Annotated in this window: 15 protein-coding genes; 7 read left to right on the forward strand and 8 right to left on the reverse strand. The window is 49.4% G+C overall.

Annotated elements, in window-relative coordinates:
* The first annotated feature begins 103 nt into the window (after nucleotides 1-103).
* Nucleotides 104-1,489 (forward strand): tryptophanase, encoded by a 1,386-nt coding sequence (locus tag DB847_RS17365; protein ID WP_108651839.1) that lies wholly within the window; start codon nucleotides 104-106, stop codon nucleotides 1,487-1,489.
* Between the two features lie 73 nt (nucleotides 1,490-1,562).
* Complete coding sequence (locus DB847_RS17370; RefSeq protein WP_108651840.1) at nucleotides 1,563-2,201, forward strand: MarC family protein; 639 nt, start codon at nucleotides 1,563-1,565, stop codon at nucleotides 2,199-2,201.
* 31 nt (nucleotides 2,202-2,232) lie between these two features.
* On the opposite strand, the gene DB847_RS17375 is transcribed toward DB847_RS17370, so the two are convergent.
* Nucleotides 2,233-3,357, reverse strand: coding sequence for a hypothetical protein (locus tag DB847_RS17375; protein ID WP_108651841.1), 1,125 nt, complete (start codon nucleotides 3,355-3,357; stop codon nucleotides 2,233-2,235).
* 550 nt (nucleotides 3,358-3,907) lie between these two features.
* The gene (locus tag DB847_RS17380) at nucleotides 3,908-4,204 is read right to left on the reverse strand and encodes a response regulator (protein ID WP_108651842.1); all 297 of its coding nucleotides are present in this window, start codon (nucleotides 4,202-4,204) and stop codon (nucleotides 3,908-3,910) included.
* A 467-nt stretch (nucleotides 4,205-4,671) separates the two neighbouring features.
* Here DB847_RS17380 and DB847_RS17385 point away from each other — a divergent pair, with 467 nt between their 5' ends.
* On the forward strand, nucleotides 4,672-5,985 hold the full coding sequence (locus DB847_RS17385) for an HAAAP family serine/threonine permease (protein WP_407644425.1): 1,314 nt from the start codon (nucleotides 4,672-4,674) through the stop codon (nucleotides 5,983-5,985).
* A gap of 95 nt (nucleotides 5,986-6,080) precedes the next feature.
* Here the strand turns inward: DB847_RS17385 and DB847_RS17390 are convergent, their stop codons facing one another.
* From DB847_RS17390 to DB847_RS17400, 3 genes are all read right to left on the reverse strand, one after another.
* Nucleotides 6,081-6,743 (reverse strand): DUF1521 domain-containing protein, encoded by a 663-nt coding sequence (locus DB847_RS17390; protein ID WP_108651844.1) that lies wholly within the window; start codon nucleotides 6,741-6,743, stop codon nucleotides 6,081-6,083.
* Nucleotides 6,725-7,156: a hypothetical protein gene (locus DB847_RS17395; RefSeq protein ID WP_108651845.1), complete on the reverse strand. Its 432-nt coding sequence runs from the start codon at nucleotides 7,154-7,156 to the stop codon at nucleotides 6,725-6,727. Before DB847_RS17395 ends, DB847_RS17390 begins: the two co-directional genes overlap by 19 nt.
* 610 nt (nucleotides 7,157-7,766) lie before the next feature.
* Nucleotides 7,767-9,089, reverse strand: coding sequence for a 6-phospho-alpha-glucosidase (locus DB847_RS17400; protein ID WP_108651846.1), 1,323 nt, complete (start codon nucleotides 9,087-9,089; stop codon nucleotides 7,767-7,769).
* A 291-nt stretch (nucleotides 9,090-9,380) separates the two neighbouring features.
* On the opposite strand from DB847_RS17400, the gene DB847_RS17405 reads away from it, so the two are divergent.
* Nucleotides 9,381-10,100: a GntR family transcriptional regulator gene (locus DB847_RS17405; RefSeq protein WP_108651847.1), complete on the forward strand. Its 720-nt coding sequence runs from the start codon at nucleotides 9,381-9,383 to the stop codon at nucleotides 10,098-10,100.
* A gap of 25 nt (nucleotides 10,101-10,125) precedes the next feature.
* Here DB847_RS17405 and DB847_RS17410 read toward each other — a convergent pair whose 3' ends face one another.
* Together DB847_RS17410 and DB847_RS17415 are read right to left on the reverse strand one after the other, a co-directional pair.
* Nucleotides 10,126-10,326, reverse strand: coding sequence for a hypothetical protein (locus DB847_RS17410; protein WP_108651848.1), 201 nt, complete (start codon nucleotides 10,324-10,326; stop codon nucleotides 10,126-10,128).
* A gap of 143 nt (nucleotides 10,327-10,469) precedes the next feature.
* Complete coding sequence (locus tag DB847_RS17415; protein WP_108651849.1) at nucleotides 10,470-10,793, reverse strand: hypothetical protein; 324 nt, start codon at nucleotides 10,791-10,793, stop codon at nucleotides 10,470-10,472.
* A gap of 661 nt (nucleotides 10,794-11,454) precedes the next feature.
* On the opposite strand from DB847_RS17415, the gene DB847_RS17420 reads away from it, so the two are divergent.
* Nucleotides 11,455-12,261, forward strand: coding sequence for a TIGR03899 family protein (locus DB847_RS17420; RefSeq protein ID WP_108651850.1), 807 nt, complete (start codon nucleotides 11,455-11,457; stop codon nucleotides 12,259-12,261).
* Nucleotides 12,262-12,303: 42 nt separating this feature from the next.
* Here the strand turns inward: DB847_RS17420 and DB847_RS17425 are convergent, their stop codons facing one another.
* Nucleotides 12,304-12,768 carry a hypothetical protein gene (locus DB847_RS17425; RefSeq protein WP_108651851.1) on the reverse strand — a complete coding sequence of 155 codons (465 nt, stop codon included), beginning with the start codon at nucleotides 12,766-12,768 and terminating at the stop codon, nucleotides 12,304-12,306.
* 226 nt (nucleotides 12,769-12,994) lie between these two features.
* Between DB847_RS17425 and proB the strand changes: the two genes are divergently transcribed.
* Both proB and DB847_RS17435 read left to right on the forward strand, forming a co-directional pair.
* Nucleotides 12,995-14,098, forward strand: a complete 1,104-nt coding sequence (gene proB / locus DB847_RS17430; RefSeq protein ID WP_108651852.1) for a glutamate 5-kinase — start codon at nucleotides 12,995-12,997, stop codon at nucleotides 14,096-14,098.
* Nucleotides 14,099-14,108: 10 nt separating this feature from the next.
* A complete protein-coding gene (locus DB847_RS17435) occupies nucleotides 14,109-15,365 on the forward strand; it encodes a glutamate-5-semialdehyde dehydrogenase (protein ID WP_108651853.1) in 1,257 nt (418 codons plus the stop codon).
* Nucleotides 15,366-15,729 lie beyond the last annotated feature (364 nt).

A 15,729-nucleotide genomic window follows, 5' to 3' on the forward strand; every position in this document is an offset into this window, starting at 1 on the left:
GGCAGTGAAAAGACTCCGCTCTATCCCTTTCATACAAATTTGTTAAATAGCCACGCCCGGAATTCACCGGGACAGGCAAGATCTATCTTTACGGAGAATGATTATGCAGCGTATACCTGAGCCTTTTCGCATCAAAATGGTTGAGCCCATCAAAATGATCAGTGCAGAGCAACGCCGGCAGGCACTTGAGCGCGCGGGTTACAACCCCTTTTTGCTTCGAAGTGACGAAGTGTTTATCGATCTTCTGACCGACTCAGGCACGGGCTCGATGAGTGATAAACAGTGGGCAGGACTCATGATGGGCGATGAGTCCTATGCAGGCAGTCGCAACTATTATCACCTGCAGGAGACGGTACAGGAGATCTTCAACTATCGTTATGTTCTGCCGACTCACCAGGGCCGTGGTGCAGAGCAGATCCTGTTTCCGGCGATCATAGAGCAACGGGGCTGCCAAAATCCGGTCTTTATCTCAAACTATCACTTCGATACCACTGCCGCTCATGTTGAGCTCAACGGTGCCCAGGCGATCAATGTTGCAACCCCTCAGGCCTATGACACCACCTCTCCCTATGACTGGAAGGGCAACTTCGATCTTGGCAAGCTGGAGGCAACCATCACTGAACATGGCGCCGCAAATGTCGCAGCCATCATCACCACAGTGACCTGTAACAGTACCGGGGGGCAACCTGTCTCGATGGAAAATATGCGCGCCGTTTACCAGATCGCACAGCGCCATGGGATCCCTGTGGTTATCGACTCCGCCCGTTACTGTGAAAACGCCTGGTTTATCAAGCAGCGTGAATCCGGCTATCAGGATCGGAGCGTGGCTGAGATTATCAGTGAGATGTACCAATATGGTGACATGCTCACCATGTCCGCTAAGAAAGATCCCATGGTCAATATCGGTGGCCTATGTTGTATCCGTAGCGATGAAGAGTTGTTCCGCCAGGTCCAGGTTCGCTGTATTCCTCAGGAGGGGTTTGTCACCTATGGCGGACTGGCAGGCCGGGATATGGAAGCTCTGGCGGTTGGGCTGCGAGAGGGAATGGATGAGGATCACCTGAGCTACCGGATCGGTCAGGTTAAATACCTGGGAGATCTACTGCTTGAGGCGGGAGTTCCCATCCAATATCCAACAGGTGGGCATGCGGTCTTCGTGGATGCCAGAATCTTGCTTGCGCATATCCCGGGCGATAAGTTCCCAGCCCAGGCACTAGCCAACGCGCTCTATCTGGAGGGTGGGATCCGTGGGGTTGAGATAGGCTCTTTGTTGCTCGGGCGCGACCCGGCGACCGGCCTGCAAAAGGAATCGCCTCTTGAGCTACTGCGTCTGACCATTCCACGCAGGGTCTACACCAACAACCATATGGAGTATGTCGCAAGCTGCCTGGCAGCCGTTAAACGCAGGGCTGAAAGTATCCGGGGCCTGAGTTTTAGCTATGAGCCACCACTACTTCGCCACTTTACCGCACGTTTTCATAGCTCCTAACCTCTGAAATCCTCGCAGAGGCTTCCGCAGCCTTTGCGAGGAGATTGCTCCAAGCCCAGATAGGAATGCTGCCATGCACCAGTTTCTGCTCATTACCCTCACCTCCTTTCTCAGCCTGTTTGCCATTGTGAACCCCTTGTCGACTCTGCCGCTGTTCGTCGGGTTGACCGCCGAGATGCCAGCCCGAGTACAGAAAAAGGTTGCCATTCAATCTGCCATCACCGGCTTTTTGATTGTTGCGACCTTCTGCATCCTGGGGAAACTGCTTTTTTTGGCCTTTGGCCTCTCCCTGCCGGCCCTTAGAATCGTTGGCGGTAGCCTCATCGCCTATTGTGGGCTGCAACTCCTCTATAGCAAAACCAGCAGCGACGAACTGCAGAGTAATCCGGAGCATGCGAGTAAAATCACTTTGTTTCCGCTGGCAACCCCTGCCATTGGCGGGCCAGGGGTGATTGCAGCCGCCATGAGTTATACCGCACAAGGATTCAGCGGGGTCAGTGCAGCCATCAGTGCCTTTGCCCTGGTCTGCATCATTACCGGATTGGTCTTTGTATTTAGCGGCCAGCTAATGAAACTGATCGGCCGTGATGCCATTCGATTTATCAGCCGGATCATGGGGCTGATTATGGCGGTGATGGGAGTCCAGATGCTGATCATCGGGATCAATGGGGCTATAAACCTGATGCAGTTTACCGGCGTGTGCCCCCGTTAACAGGAGCACACTGCGGCCAACTCAGCTCTGGCTATTGATATTGCGTAATTAGCTGATAGCGATCCAACTCAGCTCGGGTCATATAGTGCATGCCATCTGCTGGCGCTGCTTTTATGGTGAAGAGATAGAAAGGCACACCCTTATCACCCAGCATCCGCTTGAAGTAGGTCGCCTGAGGGCTATGGGCAGGATGGTTTAACGGATAATCTGTTGCCTGTTTTTTATCATCCTCATCGTCCCAGGAGTGAACTCCAAATCGTTGATTGTCAGCGATCGAAAAACCATTCTTCTTTAGAGTTACACTGCGCTCCACTCCGGCAGAGAAGAGATCAACCCCTCCGGAAGCCACTGATCCTTTGGCTGATAGACGGGTCTTCACCTCATATTCACGCAGCATCAGGCCGGTGTACATATTGATATCATCATCAACTGAGCCACCAACAAAGTTATCAAATTCCAAAGTAATATTTTGGTTTATCCCTTTGCTTTCCAGGATCTGCGCAATATCAAGGTAGGAGCTAACCCCAAGAGTCGTAAACTCCACGTTTTGCTTAGCAAAAGGATTGCTAGAGCGGATCAAATAAACACCTGTACTATCACCTGTTACAGTGAAACGAGCTGAGCCAATTCCAGTCAGATCCTTGTGAAAAGGTAAACTTATCGCATAACCCAAACCGCCAGAGTCTGGAACATTGATAAAATCTATGGATTCACCATCCATAGATGAGGTGCGCTCTATCGAACAATCAAACACCCGGCGCTGATCGTCTGAATCTCCCTCATTCCATAAGTAACATTCACTTTTTTCATCTGGCTGCATCGGAACTTGCATGACAAGAGCCGAGGCCTCTGGATCCTGCTCCTGCTTAAACATGAGTAGGGCCTGCCCTTTCCAAGCCTCCATCCCATATTTGATCTGATATTTTTTAATGCTCTTCCCAGGTACCTTATAATCCAAGGTCGCACTATTGAGAAACTCTCTCCTTTCCCTGAGTAAATCATCCAACTTTTCCTGAGTGAAGGCATAGTTCGTATCAGGTACCAGAACAGAACTCTTTGCTGTTATATTATTATTGGATGTATCCCCACTACCATTACAACCAGAAATAAGAAGGATTACCGGGAACAGTACAACTGACCAGTATTTATATTTCATACTTTTTAAACCTAAACTTGATAGATAAGATTTCCATCTCTCTTAGTGTATATATTTATGCTCAATTTGATTACGGTACTTTGTATATATCGATATTCTTTTGGTGATTAATTTATCCAGACAGTAGGCCTCAGCATCAATATCTCTATCCTGCTTTCGCGGCAGATGATTTTTATGATATTGATGTCCATGGTGTTGCTCCCCCTCTCTTTCCGCTCTCTGGCAAGCTGAAAGAGATAATAATAAAGTCACACATAAGAAAAACTTAAGCTTCATGGTTTCGGCCTGAGCATATGCCTTAAATGATAATACTTACTTTTCATTATTTTTATCGCTTCTAATCACTCTACTGAAAATATATCACTACCTGAAATTAATCTTCACTCAACAGTATGCAGCATATCGAAGGTCTGTCAGTTTCTCTGTAGGTAATATGTTGTGTATTTATGACGATTTATGACATGAAGCAAAGTAACGCCGTTTAATCACTCGCAGCGTCGTATAAAGGCCTTAATCCGCGCTAGCAGGACTTCCGGGTTAACCGGCTTTTTCAGGTAATCATCTGCTCCCTGCTCCAGGCTTTCGACTTGATAGAGCCAGTTTTGAGTATGAGCCACCACCATGATCCCCCTCTATACTGACTGCGGATTGACCGGCAGAGCCTCAGACTATCCCTCCCTTTGAGGCTGGTATCTAAAACAACCAGATCCGGATGATGATGGATAATCTCCTGCTCTATCTGTTTCGAACCATGATAAAGAAGCAATCGATATCCCAACTCGGTTAATGGATTGTTAACCAGCTCAAAAAGATAACGACTGTCTTCCACAAATAATATTTTAGGCATCACTCTCTCCCTATGATGAGCTCAATTGGAGCTACCCTGTTTATCTGCAGAGTTCTGAATAAGCACATGAAATCATGGAGACCAATCTGATTATTTTCTCATCGATTCATTTAAGTCTTATTCCGCATGACTATACGCACACTTTTTCAGGTATCGCATACTTATAATTGAATTAAAACGTGATCAGAATCACAAGTCTACAAAGGCTTATCCCCCTGTCACAAACCGTCATAAAACACATACACAACTCATACAATACACCCTGGCTATTTGACTATTCTTGCCTCGTCCAATGGCAAAAAAATATGTAACCGGATGGTTTGAAATGTAAACATATTGATTTTAAAAGTCCTGTTTTCAGTCTTAAACCCACGCTTGCGGATTAATTTATCTGCCACCAATAACAAAATAATAATGAAACTCAGTTTAACCGTGAAACAGCAACACAAACTCAAGAGGTAATCGCTGTGTCAATAGAACATCAATCAGCCGCCAACGTGGCTGAAACCCAGGTTGAAGTCGCTACTACGCATAGTAAGAACTGGCAAAAACAGGATACAACCTGGATGCTGGGACTTTATGGCACAGCAATTGGAGCAGGCGTTCTATTCCTGCCGATAAATGCCGGTATTGGTGGATTATGGCCGCTGCTGGTGATGCTGGTTTTAGCTTTTCCTATGACCTACTATTCTCACCGGGCTCTGTGTCGCTTTGTTTTATCAGGCTCGTCAAAGAAAGATGATATTACCGAAGTGGTTGAGGAGCACTTTGGCCGGGTCTCAGGTCAGGTGATCACCCTTCTCTACTTCCTGGCTATCTGGCCTATCCTGCTGATGTATTCTGTGGCTATCACTAACACCACCGAAAGCTTCATGGTACACCAACTGGGGATGACTGCGCCTCCGAGGATCATTCTCTCCCTGGTGCTGATCCTGGCACTGATGGGAGTCGTCCGCTTCGGCCAACAGATGATCGTCAAGGCGATGAGCATCCTGGTTTATCCCTTTGTGGCGGTGCTGATGCTGCTGGCGCTGTATCTTATCCCAAACTGGAGCACTGAGCTTTTCACTCAGGCAAGTTTAACCGGCAGTGCAGCCGGAGAAGATGGGTTCTGGATGAGTATGTGGCTTATCATCCCTGTGATGGTGTTCTCTTTTAACCACTCCCCTATCATCTCCTCCTTCGCCGTGGATCAAAAACAACGCTATGGCAAGGGCGCCGATAACAAGAGCTCTCGCATCCTCAAGTACAGCCACATCATGATGCTGGCAACCGTGATGTTCTTTGTGTTTAGCTGCGTTCTGAGCCTCAACCCTGCAGATCTTGCCGAGGCCAAGGCACAAAATATCAGTATCCTCTCGTACCTTGCCAACCACTTCTCAACCCCGGTACTGGCCTATGCTGCCCCTATCGTGGCTTTCATCGCTATCTCCAAGTCCTTCCTCGGGCACTACCTTGGAGCCAGCGAGGGTTTACACGGGATCATAGTGAAGCACCTGCGTAATTCGAAGAAGACGGTTAAAGAGAAAAACCTGCAGCGTTTCGTTGTGCTATTCATGTTGCTAAGCTGCTGGATCGTCGCCACCATCAACCCAAGTATTTTGGGAATGATTGAAACCCTGGGCGGCCCTGTCATCGCTATGATCCTGTTTATCATGCCTATGTATGCCATTCACCGCATCCCGGCACTTAAGTCCTATAAAGGCAAGCTGAGCAATGTGTTCATCACCCTGATGGGTCTGGTTGCCATCTCTGCGATTATCTACGGCTTGTTTGCTTAATCCTCACAGAGCTGAGGAACGAGAAGAGGAGCCTGTCCAGGCTCCTCTTTTTATTTGGGCGGGTAACTTTTTACTGAGCGGTTAGTCAGCGACTGTTAACGAACGATTCCAATAATATCTTTCAGGGTATCTATCAATTTACTCAGTACCGCTGAAATATTTTTCTGAATATTCCCAAGGTTCTGCACATTTTGTGAGAGCATCGTCTGCTGATTCTGCCCTACCTGGTTTGCATCGGATGCCGCCTGATTCAGATAGCCATTCAGCTCAACCAGGTCAGCCTTCTTCAGGTAGTCTCCTGATTTACCATCAAGCCAAGACTGAGGATCCTCACCATTGAGTTTCACTCCCTGCTCTTTTAGTGTATCGATAATTCCCTGGACCTCTGATTTGGGAACATAGGTGCTATTTGCATCATACTTTTTCCACTCGCTGGTGTTGCTCCCCATCTGATAGATGTCCCCATCTTTAGTATTGGCATCATCATTAAAGCCATTGAGGGTGACATCACCAATATTTAAGGTTTGATTAGGGTTGCTCTTACTATGCCCATGATTTACTCCAGAAACCTTAACAGATTGATTTCCTTTGGTGATCGTCAGATTAGCAGATAAATAGTGCCCCTTTTCCCATGAATTTTCAGACTCCTCTAGCCCAACTGTAATTTTCGTACCATCTTTTAGTACAAAGGTCGACTGATGATAAAATTCGAAATCAGCATTTCCATCCTCATTGGTATCTACGTGAGGATCCCCCAAATGGTAACCGTCTTACCATCTGGCCCATGGATCTGCCACTGGCTATTGCCACTTTGCTCTCCCTTATCAAAGGTGATGCTATAGCCACCATCCAGATGGATAGTGTTATCAGCCTTATCCACTGACCAGGTTGGCTTATCGACAATAGCTCCCCCCCACTTACCCTCGGTGAGCCCCTGGACGGCACTGGCCTCATTCTGAATATCGCTTGCCGCCTTGTTATTTGCCTGAACAGTCGCCATCAACCCCTGGATAGATCGAGCTGCATTATCCCGAGTCTCCATCAGGGTACGAACAACAAACTGAAGAACATTATCAATGGACATTGAGTTCATATCCAAGCTTCCTGAGGAGGCTGCTTGTGAGGAATATGCCTGCTGAACCGGATTATTGGTGTGTTGTATACTTTGCATGTTGCACTCTCTTATATATTTAAGAGTCATTGCATTCATTTAAAACAATGGATGACCAGCTAATAAAAAATGAATGCGATAACTTGCAGATAAAATAAGAAATCAGATTAGAGCTTTCTGTACTCTGATAAAGATAATCTACCAATCCGCAGGGACTAAAACTCCTAAAAAGATGTCGTCACTACTAAATTTCCAAGAGATGAGTGACCCCCTGGTAAGATGGCACTCTGATGAGTCCATTTTTGTCGGCATGATGTATGCTTTGCTGATTTAAATCTGTTGGTTTCAAAAGCACAGTTCAGGAAAAGAATCTCATGCAAAAGATACAGAATTACAGGGTGCTGGTGATGGCTGAACCCAGGACTCACAACCGATAACAGACACTTATAGAATTTTTGGTTTAATCCGGGTAGCTATTCGCGCCGCTCAAGTTCAAGTGCTGCTTTGAGCTTTGTTAAGCTGACCTTCTGCAGCAAGGGTGGAGTTGCAATGCAACGTAGCGAGAAGCAGGGAGGCTGAACTGGAAAAGATTATCTAGGGAAACGCTCTGGCATAAGCAGAGCATCCTGGCTCGCGATCCAGGATGCTCTGAGATCAGATCTGACTTCTATCAGTTAAGCTCAGGCCAATAGTCACGGTTGACTTGCTGCAGCTCATCGACAATACACTTAGCGACTGTCGCACTGGGTACTGTCTTGGATAGGGACACCGCCTGCCACAGCTTCTGGTAAGAACCCTCAATCCAGGCATCAACCACCAACTTCTCAACCGCCACCTGCTGCCCCATCATCCCCTTCTGAAAATTGGGAATATCACCTATCTGCAGGGGCTCGGGTCCCCCGGAGCCTACCAGGCAAGGGATCTCAACCATGGCATCGGGATCAAAATTATGGATAGCCCCTTTGTTGGGCACGATCAGCAGCATCCGCTCCTTGGTATTGAGTGCAATGGCCCGGGCCAGATCCACTATGTATGAGGCATGCTCATCCACCTCAAGTTCAGCGTCCTGCGCGCTGCCCCGCTCAATGATCTGCCGGCACTGACCAAACACCTGCTTTTCACGACCATCGATCACCTCATTGGCCCGGGTATAGTGGGGATCTGAATGCTCAACCACCTCATCGGGAAACAGGTAATACTTCAGGTAGGTATTAGGAAGGGTTTCGGGATCCAGAGCATAGATATCCCTGGCTTTGCCAAAGGTTTCACACCAGCTGGCCTCGTGATGGGCAGCTTCGGTCATCGGAATATAGCCATGCTCGGCAACATGAGCCCTGAGCCTTGGCATCAGATCATTGCCCTGGTGGTCACGAATCGCTCTCCACCAGCCAAAATGATTGAGGCCATAGTAGCTCACCTCCATCTCCTTACGCGACTCAAGGCCCAGGATCTGCGCCATCCTGCCCTCAATGCCTATCGGCATATCACAGATATTTAGGATCCTGGCGTTCGGACAAAGCCGGCGCGTTGCCTCGGCGACAATCGCTGCCGGATTCGAGTAGTTGAGCATCCAGGCATCGGGTGAGTATCTCTCCATATAGTCGACCAGCTCGAGTACCCCTCCTATCGAGCGCATCCCGTAAGCGATCCCTCCCGGGCCACAAGTCTCCTGGCCTACCACTCCATATTTCAGGGGGATCTTCTCATCCAGCTCACGCATCGGATATTTGCCCACCCGAATATGCGCCATCACAAAGTCCACATCACTAAAGGCGATTTGTGGATCTGTGGTGTAACAAAACTCAATCTGCGGAGCCCGCTCCCTGAGCAGGATTTTGCAAGCCTCACCGATCACTTCCTGGCGTGCTCCGTCATTATCATAAAACTTAAGAGTCCTGATGGGAAAACGCTCCAGGTTATCCAAAAGCATCATCACAATCCCTGGAGTAAAGGTACTGCCTCCACCTGCAATCACCACCGAAAACTGTTTCATAGCCGCTCCTTAAGTGCTGTCGATCCCCGCGTCTCTTTGGTCATATTTCGCGAGAAGTTGCAGGCAGCTTAAGAAATTCCCTCCCCCACCCCCTTTGGCTGAACCACAGAACGTGATCTGAATCACGGAAGGTTTCCACTCAAAGTGGTCTATTTATTGGCAGATTATTAGATCTATTTTGATCTCCATTTAATAATTTGAGATACGAACTTATAACTATATGAATACTATGATTAAATTTTTATAATTCCGGCTCAATTTCACAAGAATTCAGTTCATTTAGGTATAAAAGTGATCTACCAACAGCTTGCCCGTAAACTCAGGATGCGGATTAATTCCGATCACTACCGGATCGGAGATGCCCTGCCCAGTGAAAAATCTCTGGCCAACCACTACCAGGTTTCCCGAATGACCCTGAGGCGAGCGATTAGCCTGTTGGTTGAGGAGGGACTGCTGGAGCGCAGACAGGGCAGTGGTACCTATATCCTGAAAAAAGATGTGCAACACACGATTCACGGACTCAATAGCTTTGCCGAGCACATGCAGTTGATTGGAAAAAAAACCGAAAACAGGGTCACTCAGTTTTCAGTTATTCCGGCTCCGCTCAGCATCGCCGCCAAACTACATCTGGAGCCTGGAGAGAAGATTTATTACATCCAGCGGATCCGTTTTGTGGAGGATAAACCCCGCCAGGTTGAAGATAGTTATATGCCTGCTAAGCTGTTTCCAACCCTGAGCCTGGCTCATATGCAGGGCTCAAAGTTTCGATTTATTGAAGAGGAAGCGGGTCTGATTATCGAAGGTCATCATGAATCCTTTGCCCCGATCCTAGCCGAGCCAGAGATGGCCAGGATGCTGGAGATCCCGGATCAGGACCCCCTGCTACAGATCACCTCGACCTCCTATTCATCTGAGGGAAAGGTGGTTGATCTCTCAGTTATTGCGGTGAACGTCCGAGTCTATCAATCCACTTACTACTTCCCGCGAAATCGACTGGATAAACAGAAGTGATCCCTTTGCTTAGAAGCCCCCCGACCTATTTATAGGAGGAGCGTTTTGCTTTGAGGTGCTCTGTCACCGCCTCGACATAACCGCAAATAAAACGCATTTTATCTGAGTCAGTCATCTCATTGAGTTGATGGGTTGCTCGAATATCGAGTAGATCGTCAAAGGCTTTTTCATATACCCGGCCGACACTTTCCAGTGACTCCTGAATCAAATCCCCTGTATCTTTCATGTTTAATCTTCTGCCTGATTGAGCCTTAGTCACTTTTTAACACAATGGATCTTTTTTGAAAGATGTCAGATCTGACAACTTGCTGATTTCGGAATCATTCATCTATAAATCCGGGTATTGTAAGTCATCCCTGAAAGCTCAATTCAAACACAAGCTAACAGCTTAAGTTCAAGTTTATTAATTAACTCCTCGGCAATGGTTACTGGATCCGGATCATCCCGAGTAATATGTACCATCCCCGAGACAAAGCAGCTAAAGCTCGTTACTGCCACTCTTCCTATCGGGTAATAGATCCTTTTCTCGTCGATAGCCAGTCCATTCGCCGCTACTGTGACTTTCAGAGGGTGAGTATGCAGCTCAATCACTCCCTCATCGGTTATATGCAGATTAACGGCTTCTCTTTTATCCCAGATCGCACTCTGAACCGCTTCCGCTATTTTAAATTTCGCTTCATAGAGCCAGTCCATCTCACTTTCCTTGTCGCTCTCAGAGGTGGACATACTGCTACATTTTAATCCAGACAAAAACTGTCACATCTGACACCCATAGCCTGACGAACCGGGTCCTGCTCTTAGCCTGTGACCTTGCACAATTAATTCGGTTTGACCTGCGGCCGGCGGGAAAAGGGTATTGCTTGTCCAGTACCCTCTTCACTCCCAAGGACACCCCGGAATTTGCTTCATCCTCATGATTCATCAGATTCACTAACGGACAGACGGAACATCCATGTCCCGGCTATCCTTCAATCGCGGTTATCATCCTGATAATCGCCGAGCCACGCAGGTCGATGGAGGACCCATCGTGCGGAGTGAGCTTTTGATTACTTTTGGCGGTACAAAAGTAATGTGCTGCCGGCACCCCGGCAAATACAGCGTAGCTGTAATTAGCTATCCGCAGGATGGGTCATCCTGGCTCGCTGTCGGGCGACCCCGACATTCATGTAGTTAAGCTGCAAATCCACCGTTCCCAGGATAAAAATGAATTCAGTGAAGAGTGAATCGGAACTCCCCTGTTAGCCGGTGCATCTCACAGCACCATCAGAAAATTGAAAAACCCTTAGCTTTCATCTGGATGCTTCGCAGATTTGCATAATAATTAAGCAAGGAAGATCATTTATCCGGTGTCGATATGAGCAAGACCCCAGCCAGAACAGAGCATCATCTACTCACCGCCAAGGAAAAAGTGACAGAAATCGCTCGCAGGCGGGGAATCGATGCCGAGATCACAGGTCGGACTCAGATCTCGCTGGAGGAGCGAACCCAGTATCGCCTGCAACTGGAAGCAAGAGCCAGCCAGCAAAACCTGGAGCTGATCATGGCTCAGGCAGCTCGCCAGAGCGATGATAACTCAGCCAATGAGATAGATCCCGACTGGCTCACCTGCTTTCTGTCACTGGTTGAAAAGGTTGCAGCCCCGACCATGCAGCAGCTTTGGGGACGAATTCTGGCAAAAGAGATCGCAACCCCGGGGAGTTTTTCGGTGAAGAGTATGAAGGTATTACAACAGATGACTCTCAGGGAAGCCCGTACCTTTCAACGAGCCCGCCAGCTAAGTAGCCATTACGGAGGCGATCAGGGATTAAAACTGATGCAGGGCTATCATCAGGACTCCGGATTTTTGCAACGCATGGAAACCCACAAACTCACCCTGGGGAAATATCGGCTCCCTTTCAATTCACTGCTGCAACTTGCCGATCTTGGGCTGATTCATGCCAGCGAGCTCGAGTCCGGAGAAGTCAATTCACAGGGAGTGAAGCTGGTCTACCAGAAAACCAGCTGGTTGCTGCGCCCTAAGCATAAAAAGATCAGATTGATCTACTATCGCTTTACTCCCATAGGCAACGAGCTGGCACTGCTGATCCCAAACGATACGCATCAGGAGTATGCCGATGATCTTGAGGCACTGCTACTTAAGGGGTTTATTCTGGAAGAATAGCAGGGCAACCGAGGGGAACTGGCCACCCCGCCATCCAGGTCGTTAAATCTGTTGATAGCGCTTATCGACGCAGCGACGACAGACTGCAGCATCTTCGAGACGCTCAAGATACTCTTTCGGTAGGGTTTGCCCGCAGCCACTACAGCGCAGGTAATGACGGCCTCGACTATCCAAAGCCTGCTTCACCAGCAATTGTAGCTGTTGCAGCTCCCCCTCTGCCACGCTGACGCCTCCCTGGAGCTCAAGCTGCAGGTGAATGTTGTGTGACTCATCTTTTCTGAAATTCGAGGTGTAAACCGCAACCAACTCCGGCTCAAAGCGGATAACCACCCGTGCCGGCTCCCCAATATAAAGAAGCTGTTCATTTTTAAGAGTGCCGGAAAAGCGTAGGCAAAGCTTGTCACGCCAGTCGATCAATTGAGGGGGTAGCAGAGCTTTTTCTGAATCATTCCATGCCTCAGGGCAAGCATCCATTTGCTCTGCAGATAAGAGCTCCATTTCGTTCATCTGCCTCTCCATCAGTCCATATTTAACAGGCTCAAAAGCCTCATCCGAACACCAATCTATCAAATTGGAAAAAAATGTAAACCTCCACTTAATGGGACTCAGCCCTGCTGTGACAAGGGTGAAAAGCTTTTCAAAAAAACCATCAATTGCACAAAAAATGATTGCACTTGGTCTTTTTTAGCGGTAAAAGGGAGGGTCAGTCACAAATTTTATATTTGAGAGCGTGATGCAGCGTAAAACCATCATAGTAAAGTTGGGAACCAGCGTACTCACGGGTGGTACTCAGAGCCTTGACCGGGCACACATGGTTGAACTGGTTCGCCAGTGTGCAGCACTCCATAACGAAGGGCATCAGCTGATCCTTGTCAGCTCCGGCGCGATCGCTGCCGGACGCGAGCATCTTGGATTCAAACCCCTGCCCTCCACCATCTCAAACAAGCAGATGCTGGCCGCCGTGGGCCAGAGCCAGCTGATGTTAACCTGGCAGAATCTCTTTAACCTTTACGGATTGCATATTGGACAGATGTTGCTGACCCGTGCCGATCTTGAGGATAGAGAGCGCTTTCTCAATGCCAGAGATACCCTGCAAACCCTGATCCGTCACCGTATCATTCCGGTCATCAATGAAAATGATGCGGTTGCCACTACCGAAATCAAGGTCGGAGATAATGACAATCTGTCGGCACGGGCCGCCATATTGGCTGATGCCGACCTGCTGATCCTGCTCACCGATCAGCCAGGCCTGTTCACCGCCGATCCCAGACAGGATCCGAACGCCACCCTGATTCAGGAAGTACAGACCATAGACGACACCCTGCGCGCTCTGGCCGGTGACAGTGTCAGTGGCCTGGGCACCGGAGGCATGTCAACCAAGCTCCAGGCTGCCGATCTCGCTCGTCGCTCCGGTATCGATGTGGTGATAGCCAGTGGTCAGTCTCCGGAAGTGATCCTGCGCCTTGCCCGGGAGCAAAGGGTTGGCACCCGATTTTTTGCTGAGCAGACCCCTCTTGAGAGCCGCAAGAGCTGGATTCTTGCGGGACCACCACCGAGTGGTGAGATCCATGTTGATACCGGCGCGGTCAGTGCCGTGAAACATAGTGGAAGCAGCCTGCTTCCCAAGGGGATAGTAAACATTGAAGGACTCTTCCATCGGGGCGATGCCGTCAAGGTGATCACTCCCTGTGGCCAGGAGCTGGCACGGGGGATCACCCGTTATTCCAGCCATGAGCTGGGACAGATCAAAGGCAACCACTCGACGGAGATTGAGTCATTACTCGGCTATGGATTTGGATCCGTTGCGATCCACCGGGATGATCTCGTTTTACTCTAAAGGATGACGCATGAACCTTGAACAGCAGGCGCAAGCCGCCCAACAGGCGAGCTTCCAGCTGGCTACCCTGAGTAGTGCCCAGAAAAACCGGGCACTCATGGCAATCGCCGATGAGCTGGCGATCGCAAAACACGAAATATTAACCGCTAATGCGAAGGATATGAGTGCAGCCCGCGCCGCTGGCACCAATGAGGCAATGCTGGACCGCCTGCTCCTGACGGAGGAGCGACTGCGTGGAATCATTGAAGATGTTCGCAAAGTGGTTTCGCTGGCCGACCCGGTTGGCAGCAGCATAGACTCCCGAACCCTGGAAAACGGCATGCGCCTCACCCGCCGCCGGGTGCCCCTGGGCGTGATTGGAGTGATCTATGAGGCGCGTCCAAACGTCACCATAGATATTGCGACCCTGTGCCTTAAAACCGGTAATGCCTGTATCCTACGTGGCGGGAAAGAGACCCTTCACTCCAACCTTGAGCTGGTACGGGTGATCAAACAGGCCCTGCGTAGTACCGGGCTGCCCGAAGATGCGGTGCAGTATATCGAGAACCCGGATCGCGCCCTGATCAGCGAGCTGCTCAAGGCTGACCGCTATGTGGACATGATCATCCCTCGCGGTGGTCAACACCTGCAGCAACTGTGTAAAGAGCAGAGTACCATTCCGGTGATCATCGGCGGCTTTGGAATAAGCCACGGCTTTGTCGATGCCAGCGCCGATCAAAAGCGGGCCCTGCCGGTGATCAAAAATGCCAAACTGCACCGTCCCGCGGCCTGTAATGCCCTGGATACCCTGTTGGTGCACCAGGAGATCGCCCCTGAATTTCTCCCTAAGCTTGCAGCCTTCCTGGAGGACTCTGAGCTTGAGCTGATTGCTGAGCCCAAGGCCCATGCCCTGTTGGAGGGATATTATCCAAGGCTTGCAGCCGCCGTCGAAGGGGATTTTGATCGGGAGTGGCTCGGCCCTCAACTTGGGGTCAAGCTGGTTGCGGATGTCGATGAAGCCCTGATGCACCTGCGTGAGCATAATGCATCACACTCGGATACCATATTGACCAACGACCTTGGCAACGCCGAACGCTTTATCAATGGTGCCGGCTCTGCAGCCGTTTATGTCAACGCCTCGACCCGCTTCACCGATGGTGCCCAGTTTGGTTTAGGCGCCGAAGTGGCCGTTTCAACCCAAAAACTCCACGCCCGTGGCCCCATGGGACTGGAAGCCCTGACCAGCTATAAGTGGGTCGGCGAAGCGAATTACCTGAGCCGGGATTAAATATCGCTCTTAGGGACGTGCCCCACGAATCAGGGGCACGACCGGGCCTGCTTGCCGCCCCGGCAACATATTTGTACCCTCAACCCCGGAGCACTCCACTTCTCAACAGCCAAAATAGGTGGTGTTTGACATCAGTTGCTGATGTTTGGATTCAGCCATCACCGGCACGCTGTAAATCCATCCCTGGAATCTCTACTGCCGCTTCCCTGCGGCAGAAGGCCTGTGATGCGGAAACCAATGCCTCTTAAATACAAACAACCGAGCTGAAACATAACCCCCAGATAAAACCGCACAATGATTGATATTGATAATCAATCTCATTTTCATTACCATTCGCAGTCATATCCTTTGCACCAGCGCTGCT

The sequence above is a fragment of the Dongshaea marina genome (assembly GCF_003072645.1).
GTDB classification, from domain to species: domain Bacteria; phylum Pseudomonadota; class Gammaproteobacteria; order Enterobacterales; family Aeromonadaceae; genus Dongshaea; species Dongshaea marina.

What these genes read in the sequence shown, in the direction of transcription:
- DB847_RS17365 (WP_108651839.1), top strand. Translation starts at nt 104, where the DNA reads ATGCAGCGTATACCTGAGCCTTTTCGCATCAAAATGGTTGAGCCCATC.
- DB847_RS17370 (WP_108651840.1), top strand. Translation starts at nt 1,563, where the DNA reads ATGCACCAGTTTCTGCTCATTACCCTCACCTCCTTTCTCAGCCTGTTT.
- DB847_RS17375 (WP_108651841.1), bottom strand. Translation starts at nt 3,357, where the DNA reads ATGAAATATAAATACTGGTCAGTTGTACTGTTCCCGGTAATCCTTCTT.
- DB847_RS17380 (WP_108651842.1), bottom strand. Translation starts at nt 4,204, where the DNA reads ATGCCTAAAATATTATTTGTGGAAGACAGTCGTTATCTTTTTGAGCTG.
- DB847_RS17395 (WP_108651845.1), bottom strand. Translation starts at nt 7,156, where the DNA reads ATGCAAAGTATACAACACACCAATAATCCGGTTCAGCAGGCATATTCC.
- DB847_RS17400 (WP_108651846.1), bottom strand. Translation starts at nt 9,089, where the DNA reads ATGAAACAGTTTTCGGTGGTGATTGCAGGTGGAGGCAGTACCTTTACT.
- DB847_RS17410 (WP_108651848.1), bottom strand. Translation starts at nt 10,326, where the DNA reads ATGAAAGATACAGGGGATTTGATTCAGGAGTCACTGGAAAGTGTCGGC.
- DB847_RS17415 (WP_108651849.1), bottom strand. Translation starts at nt 10,793, where the DNA reads ATGGACTGGCTCTATGAAGCGAAATTTAAAATAGCGGAAGCGGTTCAG.
- DB847_RS17420 (WP_108651850.1), top strand. Translation starts at nt 11,455, where the DNA reads ATGAGCAAGACCCCAGCCAGAACAGAGCATCATCTACTCACCGCCAAG.
- DB847_RS17425 (WP_108651851.1), bottom strand. Translation starts at nt 12,768, where the DNA reads ATGAACGAAATGGAGCTCTTATCTGCAGAGCAAATGGATGCTTGCCCT.
- proB (WP_108651852.1), top strand. Translation starts at nt 12,995, where the DNA reads ATGCAGCGTAAAACCATCATAGTAAAGTTGGGAACCAGCGTACTCACG.
- DB847_RS17435 (WP_108651853.1), top strand. Translation starts at nt 14,109, where the DNA reads ATGAACCTTGAACAGCAGGCGCAAGCCGCCCAACAGGCGAGCTTCCAG.